This window comes from Candidatus Brocadia sinica JPN1 (assembly GCF_000949635.1).
GTDB classification, from domain to species: domain Bacteria; phylum Planctomycetota; class Brocadiia; order Brocadiales; family Brocadiaceae; genus Brocadia; species Brocadia sinica.
In genome coordinates, this window is record NZ_BAFN01000001.1 from 2,324,286 (window position 1) to 2,337,183 (window position 12,898).

Genomic DNA, 12,898 nt, shown 5'->3' on the forward strand with positions numbered 1-12,898 from the left:
AAAATAAAAAATATTAAATATTAAAGCAGGGAATTATAAGGGAAAGGGAGTTTATGGGAAAAGAGGTATTTAAGCGGACGAAGCCGCATGTGAATGTGGGGACGATAGGGCATGTGGATCATGGGAAGACGACGTTGACGTCAGTGATAACGCATGTGTTGGCGAAGCAGGGGTTGGCGAAGGAGAGGCCGTATGATTCGATAGACAAGGCTCCTGAGGAGAGGGAGAGGGGCATAACGATAGCGATATCGCATGTGGAGTACGAGACGCAGAAGAGGCATTATGCGCATGTAGATTGTCCTGGGCATGCTGATTACGTGAAGAACATGATAACTGGTGCGGCGCAGATGGATGGTGCGATATTGGTGGTGAGTGCTCCGGATGGGCCGATGCCGCAGACGAGGGAGCATATTTTGCTGGCGAGGCAGGTTGGTGTGCCAAGGATTGTGGTGTTTATGAACAAGGTGGATATGCTCGAGGATAAGGAGTTGTTGGATTTGGTGGAGATGGAGGTTCGTGAGTTATTGAGTAAGTATAATTTTCCTGGGGATGAGATACCGGTGGTCAGGGGGTCTGCGCTCAAGGCGAATGAGTGTGGGTGCGGGGCGGCTACGTGTGCGAATTGTGGGCCTGTGTTGAAGTTGATGGATGCGGTGGATGCATATATTCCTGATCCGGTAAGAGAGATAGATAGGCCGTTTTTGATGTCAGTGGAAGATGTGTTTAGTATCAAGGGAAGGGGGACGGTGGGAACTGGGAGGGTAGAGAGGGGTCGGGTGAAGGTTGGCGATGAAGTGGATATAGTGGGGATAAGGCCGGAGATTAAGAAGTCTGTGGTAACAGGGGTGGAGATGTTTAATAAGACGCTGGATGAGGGGCAGGCGGGAGATAACCTTGGGGTGTTGTTGAGGGGTATAGAGAAGGATGATTTGGAGAGGGGTCAGGTGTTGGCGAAGCCTGGGAGTATAACACCGCACAGGAAATATGAGGCAGAGGCGTATATATTGACGAAGGAAGAGGGTGGCAGACACACGCCATTTTTTAATGGGTATAGGCCGCAGTTTTATTTTAGGACGACGGATGTGACGGGGGTGGTGAGTCTGACAGGCGGTGCGGAGATGGTAATGCCTGGTGATAATGTGAAGGTAAATGTTGAGTTGTTGACGCCGATAGCGATGGATGAAGGGCTGAGGTTTGCTATTCGGGAAGGTGGAAAAACTGTCGGCGCTGGTGTCGTTACAAAAATTATTGAATAAAAACTTTGGGAATGCGCGATGCGTGAATATGTGACTATGGTGTGTAAGGAGTGTTCTAATAGAAATTATAGAACACCGAAAAAGACACAACAAACAGAAAAGCTGGAACGAAAGAAGTTTTGCAGGTATTGCAGGAAGCACACGGATCATAAGGAATACAAGAAGTAGATTTTTACTTTAATGGTGATGGGTAGTTTTCATATAAAATAAAGGTCTGTAGCTCTAATTGGTAGAGCACCGGACTCCAAATCCGGCCGTTGGGGGTTCGAGTCCCTCCAGACCTGCCATATATAAAGAGATTTCATAATGCCGTTTTTAGGGGTTTATAGAAAAGGATTTGGCGTTTATAGCAGGGTTGCTGTAGGGATAGCCTTGGGTCTGCTTGCATTGTTTGCTTCTATCTCGTTGTACAATGTTTTGATAGATTTGCCTAATATTGCCGGAAGTGCAAGGATTCCGTTGGTTGATATTAGCTTGTCTTGGGGATTGGTGTGTGCTTTTTTGCTTTTTGTTTTTTTGGGTTTTTTGATTGGTATTTTTGTTGTAGGTTTTGAGACGGGGATTAGGCCTTTAGACAGCAGCGGCAAAAAGACGGTTGAATTTCTCATTGATACTCAGGGAGAGCTTCAAAAGGTTTCGTGGCCAACAAGATATGAGTTGGTCGGTTCAACGGCGGTTGTTATCGTGTCGGTTATTGTAATAGGAGTATTTATATTGGGTGTTGATTGGTTTGTATCTATGGTAATGGAGTACATAGGTGTGCTTTAAAGTATGTTGGTGATTTGGGTGAAAGGTTGGGTATTACGCCTCCGTGTGGCATAATGACGAGTTACGGATGATCCTCAGGCTGTTTACTCCTCGGTTTCCTTCCTTGTGATTGAATAAAGCAGATTAATCAATATTTTGCAGCGATTGTAGAGTGTTTGTAGTAGCTTTTTTCTATAAGGGATAAACATTAAAATGTCCAGGCAATGGTTTGTATTGCGCGTTCAGAGCAATAAAGAGGACAAGGTAAGAGATAGTTTGGCGGAGCTCATTAAGGCGCGCGGCCTAGAAAAGCTGATTACAAATGTTTTGGTTCCCAGTGAGAAGGTTTCAGAAGTTAAGGGTGGTAAGAAGAAGATAACGGAAAGAAAAATATATCCAGGTTATATAATGGCAGAGGTTGAAGTGGATGAGCACGGTCAGATACCGAAGGAAGTTTGGTTTTTGATCCGTGAAACGCCTGGCGCTGGTGATTTTATCGGTGGACAAAACAAACCGGTGCCTATGGCAAGTTATGAAGTGGAGAAGTTGCTATCTGAAGTTGAGCATAAAGAAGAAAAACCTAGGGCAAAGATTGAATTCCGAGAAGGTGAGAAGGTGAGGGTTAAGGAAGGACCGTTTGAAAATTACGACGGGATTGTCGAAGAGGTATTGCCTGCCAGCGGTCGTGTGAAAGTAATGCTTACGGTATTTGGCAGGGCGACTCCGGTTGAGTTGGAATATTGGCAGGTTGAGGCAATTTGATAGTAGGAGTATAAGATGGCAAAAGAGATATTGGCAAAGATTAAACTGCAGTGTCCGGGAGGGCAGGCTACCCCAGCACCACCAGTAGGACCAGCGCTTGGTCAGCATGGAGTAAATATAGGACAATTCGTAAAGCAATTTAATGACAAGACAAAAGACTTGCAAGGTGTGTTGACACCGGTAGAGATTACGGTTTATAAAGATAAAACATTTACATTTATTTTAAAATCTCCCCCTGCCTCGGTATTGTTAAAGCAATTGGCTGGTATTGCAAAGGGCTCTTCCGAGCCAAACCGGCAAAAGGTAGGGCAGGTAACCACGCAACAATTAAAAGAAATTGCTAGTAAAAAACTGGCGGATTTGAATGCTGATAATTTGGATGCCGCTATAAAAGTCGTAGAGGGAACTGCTCGTAATATGGGGATTAAGGTGATAGATTAACTTCCATAAAAGTGTATGTTCTGGATGTTTGAAAGGAAAGTATGCAGATGGCAAGAAAAAGCAAGAGATATATAGAGTCTTGTAAGATTGTTGATTCAGGGAAAAAGTATGATTTAAAAGAGGCTATTAAGTTGCTTAAGTCTTTTAAACCAGCAAAATTTGACGAAAGCGTTGAAGTTGCAATGAAGCTGGGTATTGACCCGAAGCAATCGGATCAGCTTGTAAGAGGGTCTGTTTCTTTGCCCAACGGTATTGGTAAAAGTCTTAAAGTAATTGTTTTTGCTGCCGGTGAAAAGGCGGTTGCAGCAAAAAAAGCTGGTGCGGATGAAGTTGGAGCTGAAGAATTAGTAAAAAAGGTTGAGGGCGGATGGACTGATTTTGATGTGGCAATTGCCGCTTCTGATATGATGAGGTTGGTCGGTAAGTTGGGTAGGGTTCTTGGGCCTCAGGGTAAGATGCCTTCGCCTAAATCGGGGACGGTGACAGATAATATTGAAACGGCTGTAAAGGAGTTTAAGGCGGGTAAAATCGAGTATAGAACTGATGCGGGTGGAAACGTCCATACCATTGTAGGAAAGGTTTCGTTTTCAGAAAAAGATTTAGAGGATAATATAAATACGTTTGTTAAGCATATCGTTAACTCACGTCCGGCCTCAGCAAAAGGGGTATTTTTGGAAAAGGTTTCAGTATCTTCAACAATGAGTCCTGGAATCACAGTACAGATTTAGGTTTAGAAATAATTGTGAGGGGAATGAAATAAAGCAATGGCAAATGAATTAAAAGAGCTTGTTGTAAAAGGATTGATTTCCAACTACCGCAACACGAGCAATTATTTGGTAGTTAGCTATCAGGGGATAAAAGCATTAGAATTTGATCAACTGCGAAAAGATTTGAGAAAAAAGAAAATTTGCATGGAAATAGTTAAAAATTCGCTTGCGGTGATTGCATTCAAAGAACTTGGAATTACGGGACTTGTGAGTATGCTTATCGGCCCTTCAGCGATAGTAACCGGAGGGGATGATCCGGTCGTTATGGCAAAAGAAACCCTTGAGTGGTCGAAAAAAATACCTTTTTTACGTTTGCGCGGCGGGTTTGTTGATGGGACAACAGTTTCAGTTAACGATATAAATGATCTGGCAAAGCTTCCCGCTATGCCAGTGCTTCGTACACAAATAATTACTGGTATCAATGCACCCATTGTAGGGGTTGCAAGTGCTTTTAATGCTGTTTTGCGTAGCCTGGCAACGGTTTTCCAGGCAGTTAAGGATAAGAAAGAAAAAAGTGGTGTATAGTTTTTTTGCAGAATTCCCGAAAGGTAGGAGGATAAAATGACTCAGGTTGGTGAAGAAAAGACAGTTGAGCCGTCTGGCAAAATTTTACAAGTGCTGGATTTAGTGGCAGGAATGACGTTGCTGGAAGCCTCGCAACTCGTTAAAGCGTTTGAACAGAAATTCGGTGTCTCAGCGGCAGCGGTTGCAACCATGCCATCTGGTGTTGCGGCCGTAGCAGCGGAAGGTAAGGCTGCCGCTGTTGAGGAAAAGTCTGCTTTTGATGTGATTCTGAAGGATGGTGGCGCAAACAAAATCCAGGTGATTAAGGCCGTTCGTGCTGAGACGAATTTGGGTTTAAAGGAAGCTAAGGACCTTGTAGAAGGTGCTCCTAAAACAGTTAAAGAGGGGGTTTCGAAAGAGGACGCAGAGAAGATTAAGAAATCGCTTGAGGCAGCAGGTGCTAAGGTAGAAATTAAATAGGAATTTGTATTTTCCAACTTAATAACACAGGTATATCATGGAAATCCGGAATTGTGGCAAAATTGAAGATGTTATAGAAATCCAGAACCTTGTTCAGATTCAGACAAGAGCATATGGTGATTTTTTGCAATCGGACGTGCCTGCCTCTAAAAGAAAGAATCACGGAATCGAAGCGATATTGAGGGAGATATTCCCGATAAGTAACTATGACGGAACGATGTCTTTGGATTATATTAAATACGAACTTGGGAAACCGAGATATACGCAAGATGAGTGCAGACAATTGCGGTTAACATATGGTTGCCCGTTTCGGATTTGGCTGAGATTAAATAAAGCAGAGCCTATCGAGGAAGAGGTATACTTGGGTGAAATACCCGTTATGATAGGTGGCGGTGAATTCATTATTAATGGGACTGAAAGGGTAATTGTAACTCAATTGCATCGTTCGCCAGGAATAGATTTCATCGAGGAATTTCATGCTGAGAAGAGGTTGCATTCGTGTAGAATTATTCCAGAGAGGGGCAGTTGGATTGAGTTGGAAGTAGGAAAGAAGGATAGCCTTACAGTAAAAATCGACCAGAGCGGAAAGTTGCCTGCTACCTGTTTCCTAAGGGCTTTATCGGAAGAATATACGAACGATGAAGACATTATCCGTCTTTTTTATGAATCGGAAGTTGTAAAAATATCAGATTTTGCATCAGCCACAAAATTAAGAGGCAGGTACACTGTCGATAAGATTGTGAACCCCCAAACTGGAGAAATTGTTCTTGAAGCAGGCCGACAAATATCCGATACGTTGATAAAAACGATTACGGATTTGGAAATCAAGAAAATTGAAGTAATTAAGAAAATGGAAGATCCGTTGATGTTGAATTCGTTGGAGTCTGATTTTACTAAATCCCACGAAGACGCCTTGTTGAAAATTTATGCTCGGTTTCGACCGGGAAATCCACAACAAGTAGAAAAGGCCAGACAGCTATTTTATGATAAGTTCTTTGATGTAAAGAGATACAGATTGGGATCGGTGGGAAGATTTAGGCTGAACAGGAAGTTGGGGCACAACATTAATGAAGCCGAGATGACGTTACAAAAAGAAGATTATGTAGAGGCCGTACGGTATATAATGAAGTTACGCAAAGGTGAGACTGGGGCATCTGTTGACGATATCGATAATTTAGGGAATCGGCGGCTTCGAACCATTGATGAGCTGGCAGGGGAAGAGTTACGCAAAGGTTTTTTGAAACTAAGGAGAACTGTGCAAGAACGGTTAAGCGTAAAAGATTCCGAGCAATTAACACCGCGTTCGCTGGTTAACTCTAAGGCTATTTTTTCGGCGATAGACTATTTCTTTAGTAGAAGCGAACTGTCGCAAGTATTAGATCAGACAAATCCTTTGGCACAATTAACTCACGAAAGAAGATTAAGTGCTTTAGGACCTGGCGGGTTAAACAGAAAGCGAGCGGGTTTCGAAGTTAGAGATGTTCATGTATCTCATTATGGCAGGGTTTGTCCAATCGAGACGCCTGAAGGTACCAATATAGGCTTGATTGCATCCTTGAGCATTTATGCTACAACGGATGAATATGGTTTTTTGATTACGCCGTATCGTATAATCGATAAGGGAAAGATTACTGATAAAATAACGTATCTTCGTGCTGACGAAGAAGAAAATAAATTAATAGCTCCTGCGGATGTGTTAATAAGCGGTACGGAGAAACTAGAGAAGGAAAACGTTTTATGTAGATATAACGGTGATTTTCACCAGGTGAATTTTAAAGACGTAAATTACATGGATGTTTCTCCCAAACAACTGGTAGGAGTATCGGCCAGCCTGATACCTTTTCTTGAACATAGCGATGCGAACAGGGCGCTAATGGGTTCTAATATGCAAAGGCAGGCAGTGCCACTGTTAAAAACAGAACCTCCAATAATATCCACTGGTATGGAACGGTTCGTTGCACAGAATTCAAGTATGACTGTCCAGGCGATGAACGCTGGGGCTATAACAAAAGTAACGGCAGATGAAATTGTTATAGATGATAAGGATATCTACAAACTGAGGAAATTTGTAGGTTTAAATGAAGGTACATGTTTGAATCAGAAACCAATGGTTGTTGAAGGTCAAAAGGTAAAAAGGGGAGAGGTGATCGCTGATGGAGCCGCCACTTGCAGGGGTGAGCTAAGTTTAGGCAAAAATGTTTTGGTGGCCTTTATGACCTGGGATGGATACAATTTTGAAGATGCCATAGTGATCAGCGAGGCATTACTTAAGGATGATCGTTTTACTTCCATACACAGAGATGAGTTTGAGGTGGAAATACGGGAGACGAAGTTGGGAAGGGAGGAGTTTACCCGTGATATTCCCAATGTTTCCGAAAAAGCTTTAAGTAATCTTGATGAAAACGGTGTAATACGAATTGGGACAAAGGTAAAGCCTGGAGATATACTGGTTGGCAAGATTGCCCCAAAGAGCAGGAGTGAATTGTCTCCCGAAGAAAAATTATTGCATGCCATTTTTGGACGTGCAGGTGAAGATGTGAAAAACGAATCTCTTGAGGTTCCTTCCGGCATGGAAGGAATTGTAATCAATACGCAGGTGTTTTCCAGAAAGTCTTATCTATCTGATGACAAGAGACAGAAGATTTTACAAGAAATAAACGAAATAGAAACAAAATATGATGAAAGTATTTCAAAAGAATTTGTGAAAATGTTGAAGGCAATAGATGAGGACATCAAAGAACCTTTGGTGGATATACAAACAGGACAGACATATTCGGTTGAACGAGGTATGCCAGTGAAGTCTATCCTTATGCTCGAGGAACGTTTTGATATTGAGAACATAGAGTTCAGCAATAAAAAGAAAAAAGAGAAGGTCGTCGAAATTAGTCGTGAATACTGCGAAAAAATTGAATTTTTGAAGGATGAAAGAGATAGAAAAATTAATCATTTGAAACGGGGTGATGAATTACCTACTGGAGTATTGGAGCTCGCAAAGATATCTGTTGCGACGAAGAGAAAGCTGTCTGTTGGGGATAAAATGGCTGGGAGACATGGTAATAAAGGTGTTATTTCCAAAATTCTTCCGGAGGAGGATATGCCTTTCTTGGCTGACGGGACAAGAGTGGAGATGTTGTTGAATCCGCTGGGTGTACCTTCGAGAATGAATGTTGGTCAGATTCTTGAGACCCATTTAGGATGGGCAGCGAAAAAAATGGGATTCCGGGCAGTCACTCCAATTTTTGAGGGGGCAAGTGAGGAAGAAATTAGGGCGACCCTGAGGAATGCTGGCCTGCCTGAGGACGGAAAAGCCGTTTTGTACGATGGCCGCAGTGGTGAACCTTTTGAACAAAAGGTTACGGTAGGTTATATGTATATGTTAAAACTCCATCATTTGGTAGACGAAAAAGTACACGCAAGGGCGACGGGCCCATACTCGTTGATTACTCAGCAACCGTTAGGTGGGAAGGCAAGATTCGGTGGGCAGAGATTCGGTGAAATGGAAGTTTGGGCGCTTGAAGCGTATGGCTCTGCGCATAATTTGCAGGAATTGCTGACTGTGAAAAGTGATGATGTCGAGGGAAGAACAAAGATTTACGAATCGATGGTAAAGGGTGAAAATACGCTGGAAGCTGGGACACCGGCGTCTTTTGAAGTACTTGCGAATGAAATTGCTGGGCTGGGGTTAAGTTTGAAATTGGAAAAGAAAAAAATGGAAGTGTTAAAAGAGTGATCGATGAAGGTAGTTTGATTTCTATTACAGCAAAAAGTAATAAAATGAAATAGGTAAGGAATTTCTATTAAGAGGTTTTTTAGAATGGCAGATATAGTGTACGATAAAATAAATGAGTATAGCTCAGTGAAAATATCACTTGCATCGCCTGAAGATATTAGAAGTTGGTCTTACGGGGAGGTAAAAAAGCCGGAAACGATCAATTATCGTACGTACAGGGCTGAAAAAGATGGCTTGTTTTGTGAACGTATTTTTGGCCCTGAGCGCAATTGGGAATGTTTTTGTGGGAAATATAAAGGGATAAAGCATAAAGGAATTATATGCGACCGTTGTGGTGTGAAGATTACCCACTCACGTGTTAGAAGAAAGCGTATGGGTCATATCAATCTGGCTGCACCCATTGTTCACATTTGGTTCTTTAAGGCAATGCTGTCCCGTCTGGGTACACTCTTGGGGATGAAAACCACCTCGCTGGAAAGAATTATCTATTTTCAGGATTACGTTGTAATAGAGACTGGAAGTACTCAGTTAAAAGAATATCAGATACTCAGTGAAGAAGAATATAAAACGAATAAAGAAAAATATGGAGAGCAGTCTTTCAAAGCCGGAATGGGTGCAGAGGCGATACGGACCCTTCTGCAAAAGATCGATTTAGTTGCGTTGTCAAAGGAGTTGCGCGAAGAACTTAATCAAACGAAATCGAAACAACGTGCCAAAGAGATAATTAAACGGTTGGAAATTGTTGAGGCATTCAGAGATTCTGGAAATAAACCTGAATGGATGGTGCTTAGCGTGGTTCCGGTTATTCCTCCTGATCTGAGACCACTGGTGCTTCTCGAAAGCGGAAACTTTGCAACGTCTGATCTCAATGATCTGTACAGGAGGATTATTAACCGTAATAATCGTTTAAAGAAGTTGATCGATTTGAACGCCCCGGAAGTAATTATAAGAAACGAAAAAAGAATGTTGCAGCAGGCTGTTGATGCCTTGTTTGATAATACGAGGGGAAAGCGCCCTGTATTGGGTAGCAACAACAGACCATTAAAATCGTTAACCGATATGATAAAAGGCAAACAAGGGCGTTTTAGAGAAAATTTACTTGGGAAAAGGGTCGATTATTCTGCGCGTTCTGTGATAGTTGTGGGACCTGAGTTAAAATTGCACCAATGTGGCTTGCCAAAGAAAATAGCGCTCGAATTGTTTCAGCCATTCATAATTCGAAGGTTAAAAGAGATGGGACTTGCCGATACAATTAAGAGTGCTAAAAAGATGTTGGGTCGCAAAGATAAGGAAGTTTGGGATATTCTTGAAGAGGTGGTCAAACGACATCCTGTATTGCTCAATCGGGCGCCCACATTACATAGGATGGGCATACAGGCTTTTGAGCCTATTCTGGTGGAGGGGAATGCTATCAAATTGCATCCGTTAGTATGTCGCGGCTTCAATGCCGATTTTGATGGCGATCAGATGGCTGTTCATCTCCCTCTTTCTATAGAAGCCCAGGTTGAGGCGATTACCTTAATGCTGTCTACGAATAATATCTTTTCGCCGGCTTCTGGTGAACCAATTATTACGCCAACCCAGGATATTGTATTGGGTTGTTCTTTTCTTACCACAAGTTTGCAGGACAGCTCGGAAGATAAATACAAAAAATTTAGCGGTCCTGACGAAGTTGTTTATGCGCTTTCTCAGAAAAAGGTACATTTGCACACGAAAATTGAGGTAAGAATAAAACAAACAAGAATTATAAAAGATAGATTTGGCGCTGAAGAATCCAAGAATGGTTTATGCAAAACAACAGTAGGTCGTGTTGTTTTTAATAATATATTACCTGATGGAATGCCTTTTTACAATTATACATTGGATTTAAAAGGTATTAGCAGGATAATTCAAGATTGTTATAAGTTGCTTGGCAGAGAAAAAACGATTGATTTATTAGATAATATTAAAGAAATAGGTTTCAAGGAATGTACTAAGGCAGGCCTTTCGTTTGCTATAACAGATGTAAAAATGCCCACAAAGAAACAGGAGATTATTGACAGGACGCAAGAGGAGATCGAAAAAATACAGAAACTATATCGAAAAGGAATAATAACGGAAGGAGAAAGGTACAATCAGATCATAGATACTTGGACCTATGCCGGTGAAAGGGTTGCAGAGGAGATGTTGAGTGAGCTGAAAAACGATGTGAGGGAAGGGAAGCGGTATCTGAACCCTGTGTATTTAATGTCATCATCCGGTGCAAGGGGTAGTTCTCAGCAGTTAAGACAGCTTGCCGGTATGCGTGGATTGATGGCGAAACCTTCTGGTAAGATTATTGAGGCTCCAATAAAAGCTAATTTCAGGGAAGGGTTAGGGGTACTGGAGTATTTCAGTTCCACACACGGTGCGAGAAAAGGATTGGCTGATACAGCCTTAAAAACGGCAGATTCTGGTTATTTGACAAGGAAATTGGCTGACGTTGCACAGAACGTGGTCATAACAGCGCTAGATTGTGGCACCACTAATGGTATTACCAAGAGTGTTGTTTACCGGGGGGAAAAAGTAGAGGTACCGTTGAGTAAGGTGATTACAGGACGAGTTGCGAGGAATAATATTGTAGATTTGGTAAAAGACGAAGTAATCGTGAGGGAAAATGAATTAATTACAGAAGAAAAAGCAAAGAGAATAGAAGCTTTAGGATATGAAAAGATTAAAGTCCGTTCGCCGTTGACTTGTGAAATGTCCCTGGGGCTTTGTATAAAGTGCTACGGAATGGATTTGTCACGAGGGCAATTTGTGGAAGAAGGTATGGCTGTGGGGATTATTGCGGCGCAATCGATTGGTGAACCAGGTACACAACTTACCATGAAAACGTTTCATATCGGTGGCACTGCAACTCGTTCGGTGGAAGAGTCAGAGATAAAGGCAAAGCGGGCTGGAACCGTGAAGTATAACAATTTAAATGTAGTGAAAAATCCACAGGGAAAAAATGTTGCCATTAATGCAAACGGTGAGATATTTCTTATCGATTCCAAGGGGAGACAAATTGATAAACATACAGTAGTGCTTGGTGCAGAGGTATTGGTCAAAGAGAATGATAATGTCGTTGCTCACCAAGTGCTGTCTAGGTGGGACCCCCATATGATACCCATATTAACAGAAATGTCTGGAAAAATCCGTTTTGAAGATATTGTGTTAGGTAAGACTATGAGGCAAGAGTCTGATGCTTCGACCGGTGTAAAGCGGAAGGTGATTATGGAACATAAGGGAGATTTGCATCCTCAAATCATTATTGAGGACGAAACAGGTAAAATTCTTGGCCTCTATCCAATTCCGGAGAAGGCGCATATTGAAGTGGAAGAAGCTGAATTTGTTACTGCTGGAACTTTGCTTGCAAAAACACCGAGAGAAATTTCAAGGACTGAAGATATTACAGGTGGTTTGCCAAGGGTAGCAGAGATTTTTGAGGCGAGAAAACCGAAAGACCCTGCGGTAATGAGTGAAATTGATGGTGTTGTGGAGGTGGGTGAAAAGCGTAGAGGGAAACGCACGATATTAGTTAAGAGTGAGACGGGGATGGAAATAGAACATCTCGTTCCCCGGGGCAAGCATTTAAAAGTACACAGAGGTGATCATATTAAGGCAGGTAGTCCGCTAGTGGAAGGGCCTCTCATACTGCAGGACATTTTAAGAATAAGCGGAGAGGAAGAGTTGCAGACATATATGCAGAAAGAAGTTCAAAATGTCTATCGGTCTCAAAATGTACCAATTGATGATAAACATATTGAGATTATCATTGCTCAGATGCTCAGAAAGGTAAAAGTGGATGATGTTGGTGACACGGGTTTTCTGCCAGGTCAGGTTGTCGATAAATTTAGATTTAAAGAAGAAAATAAGAAAATCATCGGAAAAGGTGGAAAACCTTCAACAGCGAAACCATTATTGATGGGCATAACAAAAGCCTCTTTGCAATCTGACAGTTTTATATCTGCGGCATCGTTTCAGGAAACAACCAAAGTTTTAACCAGAGCTGCGCTTGAAGGTAAAGTTGATGGGCTGGTTGGATTAAAGGAAAATGTTATACTTGGGCATCTGGTGCCAGCCGGAACTGGTTATAAGTCCTATTGTTCACTTTCTGCTGTGCCAAGTGAAGTAGTCTCTTCAAAAGAGTTAGAAAAACGTGAGGAAAAAGAACTTGTTACATCAACCTAATAATATAGGGATGAGGA

10 protein-coding genes and 1 tRNA gene are annotated in these 12,898 nt (G+C 42.1%); all 11 read left to right on the forward strand.

Annotation, left to right across the window (positions count from 1 at the left end):
* The first annotated feature begins 53 nt into the window (after positions 1-53).
* The 11 genes from tuf (at position 54) to rpoC (ending at position 12,881) form a co-directional block, all read left to right on the forward strand.
* Positions 54-1,256 carry an elongation factor Tu gene (gene tuf, locus BROSI_RS10470; protein ID WP_052563752.1) on the forward strand — a complete coding sequence of 401 codons (1,203 nt, stop codon included), beginning with the start codon at positions 54-56 and terminating at the stop codon, positions 1,254-1,256.
* Positions 1,257-1,274: 18 nt separating this feature from the next.
* Positions 1,275-1,424, forward strand: a complete 150-nt coding sequence (gene rpmG / locus BROSI_RS19115) for a 50S ribosomal protein L33 (protein WP_082059166.1) — start codon at positions 1,275-1,277, stop codon at positions 1,422-1,424.
* A gap of 42 nt (positions 1,425-1,466) precedes the next feature.
* Positions 1,467-1,543: transfer RNA gene (locus BROSI_RS10475), tRNA-Trp, on the forward strand.
* A gap of 19 nt (positions 1,544-1,562) precedes the next feature.
* Complete coding sequence (secE, locus tag BROSI_RS19120) at positions 1,563-2,024, forward strand: preprotein translocase subunit SecE (protein ID WP_082059167.1); 462 nt, start codon at positions 1,563-1,565, stop codon at positions 2,022-2,024.
* A gap of 192 nt (positions 2,025-2,216) precedes the next feature.
* On the forward strand, positions 2,217-2,765 hold the full coding sequence (gene nusG / locus BROSI_RS10485; RefSeq protein WP_052563753.1) for a transcription termination/antitermination protein NusG: 549 nt from the start codon (positions 2,217-2,219) through the stop codon (positions 2,763-2,765).
* Between the two features lie 15 nt (positions 2,766-2,780).
* The gene (gene rplK, locus BROSI_RS10490; RefSeq protein ID WP_052563754.1) at positions 2,781-3,206 is read left to right on the forward strand and encodes a 50S ribosomal protein L11; all 426 of its coding nucleotides are present in this window, start codon (positions 2,781-2,783) and stop codon (positions 3,204-3,206) included.
* A 47-nt stretch (positions 3,207-3,253) separates the two neighbouring features.
* The gene (gene rplA / locus BROSI_RS10495) at positions 3,254-3,934 is read left to right on the forward strand and encodes a 50S ribosomal protein L1 (RefSeq protein ID WP_052565789.1); all 681 of its coding nucleotides are present in this window, start codon (positions 3,254-3,256) and stop codon (positions 3,932-3,934) included.
* Positions 3,935-3,970: 36 nt separating this feature from the next.
* Entirely contained in the window at positions 3,971-4,498 is a 528-nt protein-coding gene (rplJ, locus tag BROSI_RS10500; protein WP_052563755.1) for a 50S ribosomal protein L10, read from the forward strand.
* A gap of 36 nt (positions 4,499-4,534) precedes the next feature.
* A complete protein-coding gene (gene rplL / locus BROSI_RS10505; RefSeq protein ID WP_052563756.1) occupies positions 4,535-4,957 on the forward strand; it encodes a 50S ribosomal protein L7/L12 in 423 nt (140 codons plus the stop codon).
* Positions 4,958-4,994: 37 nt separating this feature from the next.
* Positions 4,995-8,687, forward strand: a complete 3,693-nt coding sequence (gene rpoB / locus BROSI_RS10510; RefSeq protein ID WP_052563757.1) for a DNA-directed RNA polymerase subunit beta — start codon at positions 4,995-4,997, stop codon at positions 8,685-8,687.
* 84 nt (positions 8,688-8,771) lie between these two features.
* Positions 8,772-12,881: a DNA-directed RNA polymerase subunit beta' gene (gene rpoC / locus BROSI_RS10515; protein ID WP_052563758.1), complete on the forward strand. Its 4,110-nt coding sequence runs from the start codon at positions 8,772-8,774 to the stop codon at positions 12,879-12,881.
* The last annotated feature ends 17 nt before the right edge of the window (positions 12,882-12,898 follow it).